A 19,669-nucleotide genomic window follows, 5' to 3' on the forward strand; every position below is an offset into this window, starting at 1 on the left:
ACCGGCTCCACGCCGCACCAGCGGATCGGAGCGTTCCATGGGCTCAGCCCGGCGCAGCCTCCGTGTAGCCCTTGCGCAGCTTTTCCTCGACCAGTTTAATGACTTCGCGTTCGGCGCGCTCGGGGGTGTCGAACTGCTTGATCAGGGTTTGCCCGCGAGTGCCGACGCGGCCGAACACCACGGTCATCTCGCCGCCGTGCTGGCCGATCCGCCAGAACTTGTTCGAGCTGCCCTGTTGCAGCAAGAACTCGCGCAGGGTCGGCGCGGCGGTCGGCGGTGCGGTCGCATCCGGTGCCGTCGCGTCGATCGGCAAGGAGAGGGTTTCGGCCTCGCCCACGGCATCGGCGGCCGTCGTCTCCACCACAGCCGCTTGCTCGGCCTCGCCAGGATCCGCTTCCATGCCGGCCTTCAGGCTGGCCTCGATGCGCTCCAACATCGCCTGCGGGTTGCGCAGCCATTCGCTCGAGGGCAGGTCGATCACCCGCCAGCCGAAGGCGCGCAGGATGCCGGGGCGAAACACGTAGCGTTCGCGCACGTCCACCGGAGCCGTCTCGCCGTCGGCATCGGGCGCATCGAGCAGAATCGCGAGCGCATAGCCGTCTGCGTTCGGGTCGACGATGCCGAGGTCGCAGCGGAACTGCGAACGCCCGACATGTTCGTGGACGACATGGCCGCGTTCGCGCAAGGCCCGCATCAGGGCGCTGCGGAAAGCGTCGCGCTTCGGCGCGCTGGCGAAGGCGCGCTCGGCGCCGGGGTTGAGCGCGCCGAGCACGCTCTGCGAGCGTTCCGACTCGCCGCGCGCGCTGGCCTCGGCGAACTGCAGGAAGGCGCGCAAGGCGGCGGCGCCGTCGTTGTGGGTGTTGGTGATCGCGTCGGCGCGGATCGTGCTGACCACCGCCATGCGGTGCTTGGCGCGGCTGAAGATGACGTTGAGGCGCTTCTCGCCGCCGCGCTGGTTGATCGGGCCGAAGTTCATCAGCATGCGGCCGTCGGCGCCGGGCGCGTAGCAGATGCTCAGCAGGATCAGGTCGCGCTCGTCGCCCTGCACGTTCTCCAGGTTCTTGACGAACAGACCGCAGAACTGGTCGGCGTCCTCGCGCAGGTATTCGCGTTCCAGGCGCATCGCGAAGTCGGCGTCCTCGGCGGCCAGGGCCTCCAGCGCCGATTCGATTTCGCCCTGCTGCGCTTCGGAAAAAGCGACCACGCCCAGGCTCAGGCCGGTCTCTCGGCGCAACAGCTCGCGCACCAATGCGGCGATGTAGCGCGCCTCGGCCAGGTTGCAGCGGTTGGCGTAAACGCCGTCCTCGACCCGATGATGACTGATCGGCCGCGCCAGCAAAGCATCGACGCCGGCCACCGCGGCCTGCGCCTCGGCGGCCCGCACACTCAGCGACTCGTCCACCCGCGCATCGAGCCGGCGGTCCGGAATCGTGATCAGGCGGCCGTCGTAGAAGGCGGCGTTGGAGAAGCTGATCAGGGCCTCGTGCCGGCTGCGGTAATGCCAGGCCAACAACGTGGCAGGCAAATTGCGCGCGGCCTGATTGAGCAGACTGTCGGCGTCGAGGTTGATCGCGATGCGCTCGCCGTCTTCTTCGGCGACCACCTGCATGTCGTCCTCGTCGCCCGCGGCGGAGAAGAAGCTGGTCGGCGGCAGCTGCATTTCGTCGCCGACCACCACCGCCTGGCGGGCGCGACTCAGCGCCGGCACCGCTTCTTCGGTCGGGATCTGGCTGGCCTCGTCGAAGATCACCACGTCGAACAGGTCGGCGGCGAGCGGCAAGGTGTCGGAGACCGACAGCGGGCTCATCAGCCAGATCGGCTTGAGGTCGTTGACCACCAGACCGGTGTCGCCGCCGGCGAGCTCGCGGATCGAGCGGTAACGCATGCTCTTGCCGAACTCGTGTTCGAGTTCGCGCCGGCCGGTGGCGTAGCGCTTCTTGAACAGCTTGCCGTCGCTGTCGAGCTGGCTGGTCGAGAGCGAGGACTGGCGCACGCGCTCGAGGAAGCTGCGGTGCAGGGTCGCCCGCACCATCGCCGCGTTGCGTTCGAGCAGCTGACGCTCGGCGCGGGCGACGCGCTGCGCCGCCTCGGCCAGGACTCGGCCGTCGAAGCGCGCGAGTTCGGGTTGCTCGCGGTACAGACGCGCCAGCGCCTCGTCGGCGATCAGCGCTTCCAGTTGCGGCGCCGGCAGATCGATCCGCTGCAGGGCGTGCGCGTAGGCCGGGCCGGCCTGATGGATCGCGCGCAGCGACGGCAGGAAGTCCGGCAGGTCGTCGAGGCTCTCGCGCAGGTCGCGGGTCCATTCGGCGAGTTCGCCGAGGCTGACGTCGGCGGGCATGTCGAGACGGCCGTCGACGAGCTCCTGCAGACGGCGCAGGGCATCGGCGTACTCGGCTTCGCGCGCGGCATGGGCGAGCGGGTCCGGCGCCGCGCGCAGGCGGTCGCGCAACTCGCGCAGCACCGGCGAAGACGCCGATGCGGCCGCCCATTGATCGAGCGTGGCCAGGCAGGATGCTGCCGCCGGCGTGTCCAGGCTCGCGCGCAACCGCTCCTCCGCCTGCCGGTAAGCCGCGTCCGCCTGATGATGGGCGGCCTTGGCCTGCAGCACCTGGGTATAGCTCGGGCGCACCGCGTGCTGGGCGAAATCGTAGCTGCGCGACAGCACGCCGCGCAGGCGCCACCACGACGGCTTGAGCCAGCGCAACAGCGAACTTTCCTCGCCACGCGCGATTACCAGGGCGGCCTCGGTGTCCTGCGGCGAAAACGCCACACGCCAATGCACGGTGCCCTGCCCGGCCTCGGCGCGGCGCCGGTCCAGGGCGTCGAGTTCGTCGCGCTCGCGCCGCAGTTGCGCGCTCGCGGCCGAACCGGCGTCGAGCAGGTCCGGATGCGCCGCCAGGCGCGCATCGCGCAGTTGCCGGGCCATCGACGTCGCCTGCACCGCATCGGCCAGACTGCGCTGGGGATCGAGCAGGCTGCCGTCGTCCTCGAACGCCGCATCGAGGCGGTCGAGCAGCGGTTCGCACTCGTCGAGGCAGGCCACGGTCTCGGCATAGGCGCGCTCGTCGCCGAGCAATCGCGCCGACAGCCGCGCGAACGGATGGCCGGCGAGGCGGTCGAGGCCGAAGCGCTCCTGCAGCAAGGCGCGCAGCCGCTCGCCGGTCTCCCGATGGCGCTCCCATACCGCGTAATCGGGCAGCCGCTCGCGCGTCGCTGCGCCGAACGTGCCGGCGTCCGCGGCGGCGAACGGCGGCAATTCGATCGAGCGCCGCAGCAACGCGCGCACGCTGCAGGCCAGGCGCTCCGGCACCTGCGCCATGCCGCGCTCGAACGCATCGATCCGGCCGAGTTGCGCGGCCAGTTCGTCCAGGGTCGAGGCGCGCAACTGGCTCAGGCGCTCGTGCTGGTGCGGCTGGGCGATCCAGCGCTCGTAGCCTTCGCGCAGGTTCTGCACGAAGGCTTTCTTGTCGGTCTGCGAGTCGTGGATCAGGCAGCACAGCTCGTCCAGCCCGGCCTGCTTGAGCCGGTGGAACACCACGTCCAGCGCTGCGCGCTTCTCGCATACGAACAGCACGCGCCGGCCGCGGCCGGCGTAATCGGCGATCAGGTTGGTGATGGTCTGCGATTTGCCGGTGCCGGGCGGCCCCTGGATGATGAAACTGCGGCCGCCGCGCGCCAGGGCCACCGCGGCGGTCTGGGTCGCATCGCTGGCGATCACGTTCCACTGCTCGGCCGGCGCGATCGGCGGCGGCGCGGCGATGTCGACCTCGCGCGGCTCGATCGAGAACACCTTGTCGAAGGCCGGGTTGGCGGCGCCCTCTTCGATCAGCTGGGCGTAATCGCGCACCAGCGACATCTTGCGGTAGTTGAAGTTGGCCAGGGTGACCTGGGTCAGGTCGAAGTCCCAGGCGTAGGCATGGCCGTTGTCGTCCTGCAGGGCGTAGGTCGTGTGCTCGATCTCGTCGGCGCTCGCGCTCATGTGCAGCGGAGTCGGCGTCGGCGCGGCGCCGACCGCGCCGCGCAACGGCAGAGGGCTCGGCTGGACGCGCTGGCGGAACAAGGCCAGGCCGAGCGGCCGGTAGTCGTCGCGTTCGTAGCTGAAGTCCGGGCGTTGACCGTCGCTGCGCACGCGGCCGCCGCTGCGGCGCTGGTACTGCTGCAGGCGCTGCACCGCCTTGCGACGGATCAACTCGATCGCCGGCTTGCGTTGCAGGCGCAGTTCGACCCCGGGCTCGGAGGCGCGGATCTGCGCGGCGAGGTCGGCGTGGATCGACTCCAGCGAGACCTTCTGCAGGTCGACGGTCTCGGGCAGGCGGATGTCGTAAAGCTGGCGCAGGTAATGGCGCAGCGCCGGGTTGAACTCGGCCTCGCCGTCTTCGCACTGGATCACGTATTGATCGCGCACGCCCTTCTTGCGCACCAGCTCGACCGGCAGCCACAGCAGCGGCGAAACCAGGCGCTGCTCGGGGTCTTCCTTGAGGTTGTGCCAGCGCAGGAACGCGACCACCAGCCGCAGATGGCTGAAGCCGTACTCGGCGCGGTCGCGCCGGGTTTCCTGGGCGATGCGGTCGAGCGCGCCCGGCAGATACGGCTGGTCCTCGAAGCGCAGCCAGCGATGCAGGCTGACCGCCTTGCCGGCGATCACCTCGTCGGCGAACTCGCCGCCCCAGGTGCACAGTTGCTCGGGGCGGATGCTGCCGAGCTGCAGCACGATCGGCACGCTGGCGATGGTCAGGTTGACGCTGGCCTGGGTCGGGCGGAACTGCAGCAGGCGATTGCGCCGCGACAGGTCGAACAGACGGTCGCGCAGATGCGACAGCACCGCGACCCGGCGCGAGACCTCGCCCTGGGTGCCCGACAGCACACGTTCGACGTCCAGGCTCACCGGCTGATCGCGATAGGTCTCCAGGCGGCGCACGATCGAGGCCAGGTCGGTGGCGCGCTCGTGGCGGTTCAGGGCGGTCATCTCGACCACGATCGCGGCGAGCACCGGGTTCAGGCGCGGATTGATCCGGAACAGGTTCTGCCGCTGCGCGGCGAACAGGTCGAGGTCGTCGCCATCGTCGAAATCGAGCCCGCAGGCCAGGCTGGCGAGTACTTGGCCGAGCTGGAAGATATCGCCGATCTCGTCGTGATGGCCGAGGGCGAGCTCCCACGAGGTGTAGCCCGGCAGGTACACCGGATGCTCGATCGGTTGCGCCGCGTCGTGCTGGGTCTGCAGGTTCTCGACCCGTGCGCCGTGTCCGGCGTCCTGGGTGACGCGCAGTTCGCCGACGATGTTGAGGGTCGAGCCCGGCGGCGGTTGCAGCCGCCGGATCGCATCCAGTTCGAGCCGCGGCAGGCGCCCATCGGGCGCGCGCAGGCTCAGGCCCTGGCCGGCGGTCTGGACGATGTCGTCGGCGCCGAGCGCGGCGACGCGCCCGTGCGCATGCAACTGCGCCACCGCGCGAAACAGCGGCAAGGCCAGGAACAGGACATCGTCGGTGGCCAACCCGGCGCCGCGCTGGGCCTCGACCACGGCGCGCAGGCTGCTGGCTTCGGTCGGCATGGCCGGGCTGATCGGCGGCTCGTTCGCCGGCGGCTGGGTCGATTCGTTCGCCGGCTCGTTCATGCGCGTGCCTCCTGGTCGAGACGGCGCGCAAGCTTGTCGAGCTCGCGCTTGCCGAAGCCGGCATCGCGCTTGAGCGCCGCCATGAATTCGTTGCGGCTGCCCAAGCTGTGCGCCAGCCGCGCGGCCTCGAACACCGCCGCGTCGCGCTGCGCCTCGTCGATCAGGGCGAAGTCCAACATCACGCAGAGCAGGTAACGGCGCACGCTGTCGTCGATGCGCTCGGCAGTGAGCTCGTCGTCGCCAGCGGCCGCTTCGTCGGCGCTCCAGTCGGGAAAATAGGCGCGCGCCTGTTGCTGCGCCAGCTCGCCGCCGAGCGCTTCGATCCGCAGCAGGCGGGCGATGAAACGGCGGGTCAGGGTGCTCAGCGCGAGCTGGTCGAGCAGGTCGAGGCGGTCGGCCGACAGCGGCCCTTGCAGGCGCCCGCGCAGCCAGGCATCGGTATCGGCGGCGCCGCGCCACCAACGCTCCACCGCCTGCGCGCGCAGGTAGCTTTCCGGGTGCGAATGACCTTCGGAACGGCGCCCGTCGGTCGATTCGAGTTCCTCGGCCTGGCGCAGGTATGCCGCCGGATCGACGCTGCCCAGGCCGGTATGCACCTTGACCAGGATCGCGATCGCCGGAATCGGCGACTGCGCGCCGATCGCCGCGCCGCGATCGGCATAGATCTCGGTATAGAGGCTGTACAGGCGCGCGCTCTCGGCATGGCTCGCGGCGGCCTGCGGGTCGGCCATGCAATGGTCGAGGATGCGCTGCGCGGTGTGATAGTCGCCGCGGTCGAGCGCCCACAGTTTGTAATGCGCCAGTTCGTGCCCGAGCAAGGCGCTCAGCTCGGTTTCGTCGAGACGTTCGAGTACCGGCCCGTGCAGGACTACGTGCGCTTCGCCGGGCAGGTACCACAGGCTCGCGCCCATCGCGCCGTCGCTGGCCTGGTACAGGGTCGCCGCGGCCTCGATGCCGAGCCGCTGCATCACCGTCGCGCAGATCGCATGGGCCTGCGGATGCGAGTCCGGGGTCAGCCGGTAGGTCTTGCGCAGCAATTCGGCACGCAGCTCCTGCGCATGCTGGGCCTGCACGCTGAGCGAGGACGCCCAGGCCCAGACCTCGGCTTCGGCGCGCTTGAGATGCGCGACCAGGGCCGCGTGATACGGCAGCGGCGACAGCTCGGGCGGTGCCGAAGCCGCCGCCGCGCTGAGGGTAATGCCGCCTTCGGCCGGGCCGATGCCGTCCTGGACCTCGTTGCTTGCCACCACGCTCCCCGCCCCCTCGAATTCGTCCGAGACCTGCCGTCCGGCCCTCGCCGTCGGCGGCTAAACACGCCGCTGCCGCCAGCGGCCAACACACGATACCGCGCCTCGCCGCGGGAATGTCGCCGGAGCGCAACGCGCGTGACGCCGCCGCGAAGGCGGCGCGACTTTGCCGCAACTGACCGTTGCCGCGCAGGTGCTGGCGCCGGCCGGAGCGACTGGCCACACTGTCCGCTCACCATCGCCTGCCCGCGGCCGCGGGCGCGTCGCCCACGGCGGCGCCGACGATTCCAGCTTCCGAGCGGGCCGCGTGCAGCGCACGCCGGCGCGCGCTTTACCGACGACCCCTGCCATGAGCGCCACCCTCGCCGTCCCCGCCCCGATCGCACGCCCGCTGTGGCAGGGACGCGCCTGGGTCCTGATCGGCATCGTCCTGTCGGCGTTCACCCTGCGCACCGCGGTCACCTCGCTGACCCCCTTGCTCGACGCGCTCGGGCGCGAGTTCGGCTTCGGCTCGACCATGACCGGCGTGTTCGGCATGGTGCCGACCGCCGCGTTCGCGCTGTTCGGCGTGGCCACCCCGGCCCTGGCCCACCGCATCGGCCTGGAACGCGCCGCCTTGCTGGCGATGGCGATGGCCGCGCTCGGCCTGCTCGCGCGCGCCTTCGTCGGCGGCACCGGACAGTTGCTGATGGCCTCGGCGCTGGCGCTGGCCGGCATGGGCATCGGCAACGTGGTGTTGCCGCCGCTGGTCAAACGCTATTTCGCCGACCGCGTCGGCACGGTCAGCACCGCCTACATCACCGTGCTGCAGCTCGGTACGATCCTGCCGGCGCTGGCGGCGGTGCCGCTGGCCCACGCCGCCGGCTGGCGCACCTCGCTGGGCTCTTGGTCGCTGGTCGCGGTGGCAGCGGCGCTGCCGTGGATCATGGTGTTGTGGATGGAAGCGCGCGGCCGCTCGGCGCAGGCGCGCGCGCTCGCCCGGGCTCACGACGATGCGGTCTGCCTCGGCGACGAAGCGCCCGAACTGAGCGCGTCCGCGGCCGCCGCCGCGCCGGGCCGGGTCTGGCGTTCGCCGGTCGCCTGGGGCATGGCGCTGATGTTCGGCATGACCTCGCTCGTCACCTATTCGATGTTTACCTGGTTGCCGAAGCTGCTGATCGAAGCCGGCGGCAGCCCCGCGCTCGGCGGCAGCATGGTCGCGCTGTTCTCGACCCTCGGCATGATCAGCGCGCTGTGCATGCCGGCGCTCGCGGTGCGCATCGCCAACCCGTTCCCGATCGTGATCGCCTGCGTGCTGGCCTATCTCGGCGGCTTCGCCGGCCTGCTGCTCGCGCCGATGCAGTTGACCTTTCTGTGGGTCGCGCTGATCGGCCTGGGCCCGAGCACTTTCCCGTTGTCGTTGACCCTGATCAACCTGCGCACGCGCACGCCGGCCGGCTCGGCCGCGTTGTCGGGCTTCATGCAGGGGCTCGGCTACACCCTCAGCTGCCTCGGTCCCCTGTTGTTCGGTTGGTTGCACGATCTCAGTCACGGTTGGCTGTGGCCGTTCGCGATGCTCGGCGCCTGCCTCGTCGTGTTGATCGTCGGCGCCTACTTGGCGTGCAAACCGCGCATGCTCGAAGACAGCTGGTAAGACCGGCGCGCGCACGTCGAGAGCAGGTGAACGCGCGATCGCAGCGCCGAATCGGCCCGCGGGAAGCCAGCGCGTGCGCGCGCTCACATGCGTTTCACCGTCGGCTTACATCGCCCGACCTAGGTTGGAATCCTGCTTCGATCGCAGCACTTCCCCACCTCGGAGGACCACCATGCACACCGAACAGGAACTCGCCGCCAAGTTCTGGAAGGCACTGAAATCCGACCGCACCGTGATGCTCGGGCTGGACGGCGTCGACGACAGCCATACCCGGCCGATGACCGCGCAGTTCGAGGACGACCGCAGCCCGCTGTGGTTCTTCACCTCGACCGACAATGCCCTCGCCCAGCAGCTCACCTCGAGCCACCGCGCGATCGCCGCGTTTTCGGCCAAGGACCACGATCTGTTCGCAAGCATCTCCGGCAGCTTGAGCGTCGATCGCGACCGCGCCGTCATCGACCGCCTGTGGAATCCGTTCGTGGCCGCCTGGTTCGAAGGCGGCAAGGACGATCCGAAACTGACTCTGCTGCGCCTGGATGCCGAGCGCGCCGAGATCTGGCTCAACGAAAACAACCTGCTCGCCGGGGTGAAACTGTTGCTCGGCGTCGACCCGAAGAAGGACTATCAGGACAAGGTCGCCGAGGTCAGCCTGCGCTGAGGCGCGCCCCGGCGGACATGACTCGATGGGCTCGACAGCCACACCCCGGCGGACGCCGGACGGCCGATATCTGGTGGTCAACGAACGGCTTTGGCGTGCGACCAATCCGCACCTGTCGCCCGAGCAGCGCGAGACGCTGGTACAAGAACTGATGGCCGCGCGCCGCGCCGTGCGCGCGGCCATCGACGACGACGCGTTGCGCGCAGCCCGCGCACGCGTTCATGCCGCCAAAGTCGCGCTCGGCGAACGCGGCTCGGTCTGGTGGCAGGACGGCTCGCCCGACCTGAACCGGCGGCTGGTGAAGAACACGCCCTACGCGGCTTGGTTCTACGGCTCTTCCTGACCCGACTTCGCATGCATCGACTTGCAGGCCCCGGCGCGGCGCGCATCCACGCTGCGCGTAGCTACTTGGCGCACGCCATGCGCGCACTTCCGAGCCTCTGAACGGCTAGGCAACACCGGCCTCGCGCCAAGCGCATCGGCCGCCCCACTCGACTGCAACGATGCCGGTCGTCGAACGCGGCCAGGCTTGATGAGACTGCGAATGCGCCGCCCGAGCGGGCGGCGATCGGCGTCCGTCCGTACGCCGCAGCAATGCATTCATCGAACTGAAATATCCGGCGTCGCGCGCCTTACAACGCCGGACTGGAAGCGCCGGCACAGAACGGCGCATCGCAAAGCGCCTGTTTCCGGCAACGGGTCACGTAAACCCTGCGGTTGCTCACGACAATGAACGAACGGGATCCATACGCGGCTTTCCACGGACTACATACTCCGAAGGAGATCGTTCGATGCATGTGCACTCACTCGCCGCAGCCCTGGGCTGTTCGCTGCTGCTGACCTCGGCGCTCGCCGGCGCCGCCGGCCGTCCCGACCTCGACCAACTGCGTTTCGAATTCGACAAGACCCAGGCGCAGGTGCTGGCGCAAGCCCGCCGCGCGTCGTACCCCGAGTATTTTCGCCGCGCCTACGCGCGCTATCCGAACCTGCCGGCCGGCTCGCTGGAAGCCATCGCTTACGCCGAAACCGGCTGGAACCACGTCGCCCCCGAGGCGCAGAACCCACGCGACGTACACATGCCGCGTTCCTACGGGGTCATGGGCCTGTACCACGGCGGCGGTTTCGCCGATCAGGTCGGCGAAGGCGCGCGTCTGATCGGGCGCAGCGCACAGCAGGTCATCGACGACCCGCAAAGCAATATCCTCGCTGGCGCCGCCCTGCTCGACCGGGCGCTCGCCGCCACCCAGGGCGAGCGGCGCAGCCGCGCCCTCGCCGGGCCCGAGGCGTTGGCGCCGGTGCTGGCGCGCTACGCCGGCTACGGCGCTTCCAGCGGCGGCATCGCCGACTACGCGCGCCAAAGCTTCGCCTACGGCGTGCTGCAGACCCTCGAACGCGGCGTCAGCGCGCAGGGCGTCGAAATTCCGGCGCAACCGCTGCAGCTCGAACGCGCCTTCGACGCCGAACAATTGCAGAAGCTGCGCGCGCCGGCCCTGCTGCTCGACGCCGGCGCCGACCGCGTGCGGGTCGACCGCGCGCTCGCCGATCAACTCGCCGGGCAACTCGGCGGTCGGCCGGCGCGGCCGGCTACCGAGGTCGGCGCCAAGGCGGTCGACTTCGGCGAGGCGATCTGGAACCCGGCCAGTCCGAGCAACTACAGCACCGCCTCCAACGCGATGAGCGCGGTGATCCTGCACACCATGGAAGGCTCCTACGCCGGTTCGATCGCCTGGTTCCAGAACCCGAGCGCGCAGGTGTCGGCGCATTACCTGATTCGCAAGTCCGACGGCCAGATCACCCAGATGGTGTCGGAGAATCGCCAGGCCTGGCACGCGAAATACCACAACTACTACACCGTCGGCATCGAGCACGACGGCCGCGCCGCCGATGCCGGCAACTGGTCGGCGGCGATGCTCAATGCCTCCGCGCGCCTGACCAAGAGCCTGTGCGCGCGCCGCGGCATCGATTGCCGCACGGCCTGGAACGGCCCCGGCTACGACAGCTGGCATCTGGTGCCCGACAGCGTGCGGATCAAGGGCCACGGCATGCTGACCCAGAACGAAAACCGCTACGACCCCGGCAAGTATTTTCCGTGGTCGAGCTACTACAGCCTGATCAACGGCGGCGGCACGCCGAACCCGCCGGGCAAGTACTGGGTCGACACTTTCGCCAACGCCACCGGGTACAAATGGCCATCGACCCTGACTCCGGTCGGCACCCTTTACCAGGGCACGAACTACGTCTATTGCAAGGCCTGGGGCCAGGAAGTGCGCGTCGGCACCAGCTACAACCACTACTGGCTCAAGACCGATCTCGACGTCGGCCCGGCCGGCGCCTGGGTGTCGGCGTATTACCTGAGCCGCTGGGGCAACGACGAGGCGCGCGACAACAACGGCGCGGTGATTCCTGACTGTTGACCGCGACCGTTGATTGCGGCTGCCGGTCGCGCCGGCGGGCGCGTCGCCGCGGTTCCCTCGTCCCGTTCGGGCGAGGGAGCCGCACCGCACAGCGGCTGACGGCCGCACCGAGTTCCCCTGGCCAGCCGCGCTCGAGCGCCCGGCTGGCGTCACCCGATCTCGAGAACACGATGAAACGAAAGATGATGCTGTGCGAGCGGATCATGTACGTCGACCGCGAAACCCCGTTCACCCTGGTCCAGGCCGCGCGCATCCGCGGCCGCCTCGACCCGGCGCAACTGCGCCACGCGCTGGACCGCATCCAGCTCAAGCATCCGATGCTGCGCTGCGCCGTGCTCGACGGCGACGCGCCGCAGATCGTGCTCGAGGACGATCCCGCACCGATTCCGTTGCGCCTGGTCGTGCGCGACAGCGACCAGGACTGGCAGCGCGAAGCGCATGTCGAACGCGAGACCGCCTTCGCCAGCGAGCGCGCGCCGCTGATGCGCGCGGTCTGGGTCTACGACCAGGACGGCGGCGAGCTGTTGCTGACCTGCCACCACTGCATCTGCGACGGCCTGTCGATGGTGACCCTGCTGCGCGAAACCCTGGCCCTGTGCGACTGCCCCGACCTCGACATCGGCCGCCACAGCAGCGTCAACGGCATGGAGGATCTGTTGCCCGCGGAAGTGCTCAACGACCGCCGCGCCCAGCGCAATGCGCGCTGGAAGGCGATGGCGTTCCGCCTGTTCTTCGCGGTGCGGCGCAAGCGCGCGCCGGTGCCGCAAGGCGAGTTTTACGTATTGCGCTGGAAGCTGCCGCGCGAGGCCAGCCAGGCCCTGGCCGAGCGCGCGCGCGCCGAAGGCGTAACCGTGTTCGCCGCAATCGCGGTCGCGTTCTCGCTGGCGTTCCGCACCATCCGCGGCGACCGTGCCAACGGCAAGGTGTTCGTGCCGGTCGACATCCGCAAGTTCCTGCCGCGGCTCAGCGCCGACAGCCTGTTCGCGTCTGCGCCCGGGGCCATCGTCGCGCTCGACAACCGCACCCCGCCGGAGCAGATCGACGAAGCCGGCTACTGGGCCCAGGCGCGCGCGTTCAAGGCCCGCCTCAATCAGCGCATCGAACGCCTGACCCGCAACGTCTACGAGTTCTTCATCGGCCTGGAGCTGCTGCACTCGGTGTTCGACCAGTTCATCGCCGAACGCCGCTCCGATCTCGATGCCTATGACGTGACCCTGTCCAACGTCGGCCGCATCGAGATGCCGCGCGACTATCATGGCTTCCACCTGGAAAGCGTGTACAGCCCGAGCCTGCATCTGCCCTGGCGCACCACCACCTCGGTGCTGATGTCGGGCTTCGCCGGCGAACTGGATTTCAGCTTCATGTCCGACGAGCACTCGTTGCCGCGCGAGCAGGCCGAAGCGATCCGCGACCAGGTCGTCGCCTCGCTGTGGGAGCGCGGCCGCACCGCCAAGCCGGCCGAGACCGACATCCTGTCGGTGCGGGAAGCCGCATGAAGGTGGACCGCGACCTCGGCGCGGACACGCCTTACGGACCGCCACCCGGCGACCGCGCGGTCGAGCCGGCCCAGGCCGCGCGCGCTCTCGATCCTCGCGCAATCGATCCGCGTGCGATCGATCCCCGTGCCTTTGGCGTGGTGTTCGTGCTCTGGCATCCGGACGCCTCGCACTTGATTCACCTCGACCACGCGCATGCGGCCTGCCGCCACGTCGTCGCGATCGACAACTCGCCCGAGGCCGACACCGGCCTGCACGAACGCCTGCGCGGCGCCGGCATCGAGGTGCTGTTCAACCGCAACGCCGGCGGCATCTCCGGCGCCTACAACCGCGGCGTCGAGGCCTTGCTTGCGCGCGGCTGCCAGGTGGTGTTCCTGCTCGACCAGGACTCGCAACTGGGGCCGGAGTTCTTCGCCGAGATGATGCAGGCCTGCGCCCGGGTCGACAGCCAGGCCTTCGTGCTCGGGCCGAAAGTGTTCGAGGCCAACCTCGGCCGCTACCTGCCGGTGTTCTCGCCGGCCGGGCGAATGCCGCGGCCGGAACGGATCGACGATCGCCGCGAGGGCCTGATCCCCACCTTGTTCGTGATTTCCTCGGGCTCGGCGATCTCGGCCGCGGCCTATCGCGAGCTCGGCGCGTTCCGCGAGGACTACTTCATCGAATACGTCGACATCGAGTACGGCCTGCGCGCGACCCGCCAGGGCATCCCGGTCTACGTCAACGCCGCGGTCGAGATGCGCCAGCAGGTCGGGCGCTTCGTCAAGCGCGGGATATTTTCCACCAGCAACCACGTCGCCTGGCGCCGCTACTACGCCTCGCGCAACGCCGTGCACGCGCTGCGCTCGAACGCTTCGCGCTGGTCGGTGCATTGGCTGATCGAGTTGCTGACCCTGCACCAGGTGCTGTGCGTGCTGGTGTGCGAGGAACACAAGTTGCGCAAGATCGTCGCCATCGCGGTCGGCTATTTCGACGGCGTGTTCGGCCGGCTCGGGGCATTCGAGGAACGCCACCCGCGATTGGCGGCGTTCTGCCGGCATTGAGAGGCATGCGCCCGACTCCGTAAGCGGTCGAAGCGGGCGCGAGCTTTTGCGAGGTCGTGGTCGCGGCTCGCGCCGCTCCTGCCCCGAAGCGGGGCGGGAACGGTTTGCCGCGACCCGCGGATCAATACGCGTCGCTGCCCAGGCGGATGTCGATGCCGAGCGCGGCGGCCACCGCTTCCATGTTCTCGTCGTCGCGGCGCAGGGTGATCCAGCCGGCGTACATGTCGGCGCCGGTGTCGCGGTTCCACAAGGTGTAGCCGTGTTCGCGCAGGCGCACGAAGGCCTTGCCCATCAGTTCGGGCACGTCGGTGGCATCGAGGAACTCCTCGTCGGTCGGGTCTTCCACGCCCCAGTCCACGCGCAGGTTCCAGCGCGAGGCCAGTTGCGCGATCGCATCGACGAACGAGCCGGTGTCCTTCCAGTCGACGCGATAGCCCGAGGTCCAGTCGATCACCTCCTGGATGGTCTCGGCCGGCTCGGCGTCGGCATCGTCCTCGCAGGCTTCGCGGTAGCGCGCGAACTGCTGCAGCGCGGTGTCCTCGTCGCCGGGGTTGATCAGCAACAGCAGCTGCCAGACCAGGGCCTCTTCGTCGAGCTCCTCGTCGCTGTCGCCGCCGGCGAACTCAAGGAGTTCGTCGCCTTCGTAGTCGGAGTCGTTATCGGGTGCGCTCATGGCGTTTGGTCGCTGTGGGGTAGGAAATGGTGCGACCTGGCGGCCGGATTGGAAAGCCGGAGCGAGGGACGGATGCGGTCGGGCCCGGCACCGCGGGCCTTGGAACCCAGAGGCGCGACCTGCTCGGCCTCGGAATGAACAGACCCGGCACGGACGGGCCCCAAACGGATGACCCGGCATGGCCGGGCCCCAAAACGAAGAAGCCCGGCTTGCGCCGGGCTTCCCGATGCCACCCGGCCTTGCGGCGGGCAGCGAGGTCAGCGTTGAACCCGAGGGTTCAGACCGCCTGCACCTGGTCGGCTTGCAGGCCCTTCTGGCCCTGCGTCACGACGAAGGAGACCTTCTGGCCTTCCTGCAGGCTCTTGAAGCCCTGGCCCTGGATCGCGCGGAAATGCACGAACACGTCATCGCCGCTCTCGCGGCTGATGAAACCAAAACCCTTGGCGTCGTTGAACCACTTGACAGTACCGATCTCACGATCCGACATGTTGCTTACTCCTTGAAACGTTGTGTTGGAATGCCGCTTTCGCGGCGTTGGGGCTGGTTGCAAGGAGGAAGCGAGGTGGAACGATGGAGTGGATCAGCGATCTACGGCATCGGGTCACGACCTACGGTGACCCTTGACGAACTCAGCTCGTACACCGTAGTGGCGTCGAGAGGGAAAATCAATTGGAGAAACGTATCCGCGTTCATTCGATTAGGCGATCCAGCGCACGGTTTGGAACATGCCTTCGGCCGCCGTGCTGCGCAGAACCGCCCCGACAGATGGGCGGCGCGCCTTCATCCTATTGATTTATATCGATTTTACAATTTTATTTCTGGCGATTGAACGCATTGGCACCGGATAAACGAAATCCGCTCGCTGCATCCAACCTGAACGACGTTCATATTCGCTGATGCCACAGGGCCGACAAAGCGGAGGCGAACTCGCCCCCGGACGGCCCCTGGAACCCCGATTCGCGCCAAACCACCCGCAGCGCACCCCGGCCGACACCCCGCCAAGGGCCTCACCGCCCTTCGCCGCCGTCCTCGTCGGCCTGCGCCTGGGCACGGCGCCAGATCCCGTACTCGGCGCGGTTGAGGCGGAACTGTTGCAGGGCGAAGGTCGCCGCGCCGCGGTCGGCCGCGCTGCTAGCCGGGTCGGCGGCGATGGCGAGCAGAGCCTCCTTGAGGCGGTCGCTGCGGATGCCCGACCCCTGCACGCCGGCGATCGCCTTCGCACGCACTTCCGCCGAGCTGTCGAGGATCGCGCGGTGCAGCAGGTCCTCGACCTGCTCGCCGTCGTCCCATTGGGCGAGCTGCAGCACCGCCTGCGCACGCAGGTTGGGGTCGGGGTGGCGGGCCAGCGCCGCCAGTTCGGCGACCACCGGCGCGGCGTCCTCGCTCGGCATCGTCGCCGGGGTCAGCATCGCCACCAGTTCGCCCATGCGCTGCGGGTCGCCGCCGCGTTCCAGCTTGGCCAACAGGGTCTGGCGGACCTCCGGCCGGTCCATCGAGTAGCCGCGCAACAGTTCCAGGCCGTCGCGCTCGTCCTCGGGCCGGGTGCTGGCGGCCAGCGACAGGGCGAAGCGCAACACCTCCTCGCCCGACACCGCATTGAGCAGGGCCAGCAGTTCGCCGCGGGCGGCCAGGTCGCGTTCGTTGCGGTAGCGCTGCAACAGACTCTGCAGGAAGGCCGGATCGCGGCTGGCGCGTTGCCGCAGCGATTCGAAACTGATCCGTTCGTTGCCGAGCACCAGGTAGTCCGGGCTCGTCGCCGCATCGATCCTGGCCGCCGGGTGCGTCGCCGGTGCCGGGGACGATGGCGCATTCGCGGCCGGCACGGCCGCCCCCTCGCGGCGCGCCAGATGGGCGCCGAGCGCGCCGCCCAGGGCGGCCGAGACGAGAGCGATCATCAGCACCTGGCTGGGTTTCATACGCATTTCAAACCGGCAAAACCTCGTCGCAGGATAACGCGGCGGCCGTTGCGCACCGGGGCGGCCCATCCGCCGACACGAGCGCAACACGACCCCTCTCCGTCGGCGGGAGAGGGGCCATCGAGGGCGGACGGATCGCCGCCACCGCATCTATCAACAAGGCGGTGCGACGCGCCCGTCCGAGCCGGTGTAGGTGTAGGCATCGGGAATGAAGCGGCCGCTGCCGATCCGGTTCCAGATGTTGCTGGTGCCGTAGGTGCCGGTCACCGAGGTACCGGTGGTCTGGCACTGGATCGTCACCGCGGTGCCGTCGGCGAGGCTGCCGACGATCGAGTACGAGGTGCCGGGGCCGGAACGCACGTTGAGCGGCGTGCCGTTGGTGTTGACCGTGCCCGAACCGGTGCCGCCGCTGCAGCTGTTGCGGCTGGTGTAGTTGGTGCTGTTGCCGCTTTCGTCGAAGTACTTGATCAATGCGCCGTTGAAGCGGATGCGCTGGGCGGTGCCGTTCAGGCGCTCTTCGAAGTGCAGGTGGGCGCCGAACGAGCCGCCGGTGTTGCCCACGGTGCCGATCGCCCGGCCGGCGGCGACGCTCTGGCCGACCGAGACCGAGTACGAATTCAGATGCGCGTACAGCGTGCTCCAGCCGCCGCCGTGGTCGATCACCACGTACTTGCCGTAGCTGGTGTCGCCGAGGTTGCGCACCACGCTGACGGTGCCGCCGACCGAGGCGACCACGGTGTCGCCTTCGTCGTTGGCGCGATTGAAGTCGACCGCGTTCTGCGGGCGGTGGTTGGAACGGGTCTGGCCGGCCCAGGTCTGGCCGCAGGGGAACGGCATCTGGAAGTTCGGAGCGGCTTCGGCGGCGGTGGCGAACAAGGCGGCGAAGGCGAACAGCGCGGACAGGCCGCGAAGTCGTAAGCGTTTTGCGGTGACTGCGTTCATGGCGGAGGTACTCCATCGGTGAAGGCCGCGCCGTTGCCGACGGCGCGACGCGGTTGAAGGGTTCAGTGCACGATCTGGACGTCGTCCAGGTAGAGATTCACGTCGTAGCTGGTCTGATCGCGCAGGAACCAGACCGCATCCAGGCGCACGCTGGCGGCGTCGATCGTGCCGTTGCTGGCGCCGGCCCAGGCGTTCCACTGCGCGGCGTCGCCGAGCGACCATTCCAGCCAGGTCCACTGCCCGCTCGGGATCGCGCGGCCGACCGCGCGCTCGGTGCCGTCGCTGTCGTCAATGCTCAGGCTCGCGCTGAGCCCGCTGGCGCCGGTGTAGACCCAGAAGCCGACCTTGCCGCCGCTGCGCACCAGCTCGACGTTGTTGGCCGGCGTGCCGCCGCCCGACAGCAGGCGCACCGCCCAGGCGGTGGCCACGGCGGGATCGTCCTTGAGCAATACGCGCAGCGAGCAGCTGCCGTTCTTGCGCGTGGCGCAGTCCTGCTGCGCCAGCGATGCGGTCGATACGCCGGCGGTGCTCCCCGAGGCGGTCGGCGCGCTGGCGAAATGGCCGACGCCGCTCTCGAAGCCGTCGAGCACGAGCGCGCCGCCGCCGGGAACGCCGCTCTCGTTGGCGAGGAAGGCGTTGCGCATGCCGCCCGGGCTGTTGTTGTTGTTGAAGTAATGGTTGGCGATCCAGCGCCAGTCGCGGCCGTGGTTCGCGGCCCAGCGCTGGGTGCCCCATTGGCTCATGCCGCGGCCGTGGCCGAAGCAACCGCGATTGCGCCCGACCTCGTCGGACAGGCACGGCCAGTTGTTGCGCGGGGAACCGTTGCGGCCGTTGCCGCAACTCAGGTCGTTGTTGACGCAGGACAGCCCGTCGCCGGGGTCGTCCCAGGCGTTGTTCTCGGAGGAGTACTCGCTGAAGGCCGCGGTCCTGCCGTCGCGGGTCAGCAGCACGCCGCGCGTGGCCGCCGCGGCCGCGACCGTCGCCGACACGCTGTCGGCGTTGAAGGCCTGGCACGAGGTGCTGTTGCAGATGTCGTAGCGGCTGTTGACCGGGTGGGCGACGTAGTAGGCGGCATAGCTGCGGTAGGCGACGGCGCCGGCGGCGAGCGAATCGGCGTCCCAGGACGGAATCCATTCTTCGTCGAGGCCGCGGCCGACATAGTCTTCGAAGCCATACACCGATACGCCGGTGCAGGAACGGCCCGAACAACTGGTGCCGACCCGGATGCTCGACGGCACCGGCACACTGGCCGCCTGCGCCGCGAGGCGTTGCGCGGTCGCGAGCGAAGCCGGGTTCGACGGATCCAGCCCCGCGTCCTGCTCGGCGGCGACCTCGGCTTCGGCCTGCAAGGCATCGGCGGCCGAACGCGGCCGCTGCTGGTCTTCGCGCTGGCGCGCGCGCACTTGCACGTGGCTGCGGTCGACGACTACTTCCGACCCGGCGCCGGCGTCGAGGTCGACGATCAGATGGCGGCTGTCGTTGAGCAGCGGCAGGCCGGTCAGGCGCTGGTCGCGATAACCCCGGGCGCTGACGCTGATCTCGATGGTCGCCGGCAAAGCCTCGCTGTCGCGCGCCAGGGCGCGCGGCAGCTGCGCGGGCAACTCGAAATAGCCGTCGCCGTCGGCGCTCGTACGCGCGCCCTGGCTGCTGCGCACCTGAGCGCCGGCGAGCGGCCGACCGCTGCGGTCGTAGACGTGGCCGCTGAACACCGCGCACTGCGCGCAGGCCGCGGCCTTCAGCGCCAGCAGGTCCAGCGCCTCGGACGGCGTCGACGGCGACAGCCACACGGTCAGCGGCAGCACCGGCGCGGCATCCACTTCGATCCGGGTGCTGAGGCTGTCGTAACCCGGCGCACTGGCGATCAGCTCATAGCGGCCTTCGCTCAGGTCTGCGACGCGGCCGCCGCGGGCGGTGGTGCCGAGGTCGTGCACGCGCGCCGCGGCGCCGCGCGCGATCACGACGAGGTGCGATTCGAGCGCGCGGCCGCTGACGCTGTCGCGCACGCGGATCTCCAGCGCGCGGCTGGCGGTGGCGTTATG

Annotated in this window: 13 protein-coding genes; 6 read left to right on the plus strand and 7 right to left on the minus strand. The window is 69.4% G+C overall.

The features are described from left to right. Positions 1–43: 43 nt before the first annotated feature. Together ACSAMQ_RS08715 and ACSAMQ_RS08720 are read right to left on the minus strand one after the other, a co-directional pair. A complete protein-coding gene (locus ACSAMQ_RS08715; protein ID WP_435395264.1) occupies positions 44–5,611 on the minus strand; it encodes an AAA domain-containing protein in 5,568 nt (1,855 codons plus the stop codon). Then, positions 5,608–6,861 carry a M48 family metalloprotease gene (locus ACSAMQ_RS08720; protein WP_435395265.1) on the minus strand — a complete coding sequence of 418 codons (1,254 nt, stop codon included), beginning with the start codon at positions 6,859–6,861 and terminating at the stop codon, positions 5,608–5,610. Before ACSAMQ_RS08720 ends, ACSAMQ_RS08715 begins: the two co-directional genes overlap by 4 nt. A 346-nt stretch (positions 6,862–7,207) precedes the next feature. On the opposite strand from ACSAMQ_RS08720, the gene ACSAMQ_RS08725 reads away from it, so the two are divergent. The 6 genes from ACSAMQ_RS08725 (at position 7,208) to ACSAMQ_RS08750 (ending at position 14,099) form a co-directional block, all read left to right on the plus strand. After that, positions 7,208–8,491: an MFS transporter gene (locus ACSAMQ_RS08725; protein WP_435395266.1), complete on the plus strand. Its 1,284-nt coding sequence runs from the start codon at positions 7,208–7,210 to the stop codon at positions 8,489–8,491. A gap of 172 nt (positions 8,492–8,663) precedes the next feature. After that, a complete protein-coding gene (locus ACSAMQ_RS08730) occupies positions 8,664–9,149 on the plus strand; it encodes a pyridoxamine 5'-phosphate oxidase family protein (protein WP_435395267.1) in 486 nt (161 codons plus the stop codon). A gap of 25 nt (positions 9,150–9,174) precedes the next feature. Then, entirely contained in the window at positions 9,175–9,492 is a 318-nt protein-coding gene (locus ACSAMQ_RS08735) for a hypothetical protein (RefSeq protein ID WP_435395268.1), read from the plus strand. A gap of 448 nt (positions 9,493–9,940) precedes the next feature. Next, positions 9,941–11,563: an N-acetylmuramoyl-L-alanine amidase gene (locus ACSAMQ_RS08740; RefSeq protein ID WP_435395269.1), complete on the plus strand. Its 1,623-nt coding sequence runs from the start codon at positions 9,941–9,943 to the stop codon at positions 11,561–11,563. Between the two features lie 170 nt (positions 11,564–11,733). Then, a complete protein-coding gene (locus tag ACSAMQ_RS08745; protein WP_435395270.1) occupies positions 11,734–13,059 on the plus strand; it encodes a condensation domain-containing protein in 1,326 nt (441 codons plus the stop codon). Beyond that, entirely contained in the window at positions 13,056–14,099 is a 1,044-nt protein-coding gene (locus ACSAMQ_RS08750) for a glycosyltransferase (RefSeq protein WP_435395271.1), read from the plus strand. The genes ACSAMQ_RS08745 and ACSAMQ_RS08750 overlap by 4 nt, the downstream gene beginning before the upstream one ends. Positions 14,100–14,220: 121 nt before the next feature. On the opposite strand, the gene ACSAMQ_RS08755 is transcribed toward ACSAMQ_RS08750, so the two are convergent. The 5 genes from ACSAMQ_RS08755 to ACSAMQ_RS08775 form a co-directional block, all read right to left on the minus strand. After that, the gene (locus tag ACSAMQ_RS08755) at positions 14,221–14,772 is read right to left on the minus strand and encodes a DUF6630 family protein (protein WP_435395272.1); all 552 of its coding nucleotides are present in this window, start codon (positions 14,770–14,772) and stop codon (positions 14,221–14,223) included. Positions 14,773–15,049: 277 nt separating this feature from the next. After that, the gene (locus ACSAMQ_RS08760; protein ID WP_031371060.1) at positions 15,050–15,259 is read right to left on the minus strand and encodes a cold-shock protein; all 210 of its coding nucleotides are present in this window, start codon (positions 15,257–15,259) and stop codon (positions 15,050–15,052) included. Between the two features lie 520 nt (positions 15,260–15,779). Further along, the gene (locus tag ACSAMQ_RS08765) at positions 15,780–16,688 is read right to left on the minus strand and encodes a HEAT repeat domain-containing protein (protein ID WP_435395273.1); all 909 of its coding nucleotides are present in this window, start codon (positions 16,686–16,688) and stop codon (positions 15,780–15,782) included. 153 nt (positions 16,689–16,841) lie between these two features. After that, positions 16,842–17,630 carry a peptidoglycan DD-metalloendopeptidase family protein gene (locus ACSAMQ_RS08770; RefSeq protein WP_435395274.1) on the minus strand — a complete coding sequence of 263 codons (789 nt, stop codon included), beginning with the start codon at positions 17,628–17,630 and terminating at the stop codon, positions 16,842–16,844. Positions 17,631–17,692: 62 nt separating this feature from the next. Beyond that, the coding region (locus ACSAMQ_RS08775; RefSeq protein ID WP_435395275.1) for a SpoIID/LytB domain-containing protein at positions 17,693–19,669 on the minus strand (1,977 nt) is incomplete at its 5' end.

The organism is Lysobacter sp. 1R34A (genome assembly GCF_051217035.1).
Lineage (GTDB): Bacteria > Pseudomonadota > Gammaproteobacteria > Xanthomonadales > Xanthomonadaceae > Lysobacter.

Bases quoted from the DNA above. Each gene is read 5' to 3' on its own strand.
- ACSAMQ_RS08715 (WP_435395264.1), bottom strand. From the start codon at position 5,611: ATGAACGAGCCGGCGAACGAATCGACCCAGCCGCCGGCGAACGAGCCG.
- ACSAMQ_RS08755 (WP_435395272.1), bottom strand. From the start codon at position 14,772: ATGAGCGCACCCGATAACGACTCCGACTACGAAGGCGACGAACTCCTT.
- ACSAMQ_RS08740 (WP_435395269.1), top strand. From the start codon at position 9,941: ATGCATGTGCACTCACTCGCCGCAGCCCTGGGCTGTTCGCTGCTGCTG.
- ACSAMQ_RS08725 (WP_435395266.1), top strand. From the start codon at position 7,208: ATGAGCGCCACCCTCGCCGTCCCCGCCCCGATCGCACGCCCGCTGTGG.
- ACSAMQ_RS08750 (WP_435395271.1), top strand. From the start codon at position 13,056: ATGAAGGTGGACCGCGACCTCGGCGCGGACACGCCTTACGGACCGCCA.
- ACSAMQ_RS08730 (WP_435395267.1), top strand. From the start codon at position 8,664: ATGCACACCGAACAGGAACTCGCCGCCAAGTTCTGGAAGGCACTGAAA.
- ACSAMQ_RS08745 (WP_435395270.1), top strand. From the start codon at position 11,734: ATGAAACGAAAGATGATGCTGTGCGAGCGGATCATGTACGTCGACCGC.
- ACSAMQ_RS08770 (WP_435395274.1), bottom strand. From the start codon at position 17,630: ATGAACGCAGTCACCGCAAAACGCTTACGACTTCGCGGCCTGTCCGCG.
- ACSAMQ_RS08735 (WP_435395268.1), top strand. From the start codon at position 9,175: ATGGGCTCGACAGCCACACCCCGGCGGACGCCGGACGGCCGATATCTG.
- ACSAMQ_RS08765 (WP_435395273.1), bottom strand. From the start codon at position 16,688: ATGAAACCCAGCCAGGTGCTGATGATCGCTCTCGTCTCGGCCGCCCTG.
- ACSAMQ_RS08760 (WP_031371060.1), bottom strand. From the start codon at position 15,259: ATGTCGGATCGTGAGATCGGTACTGTCAAGTGGTTCAACGACGCCAAG.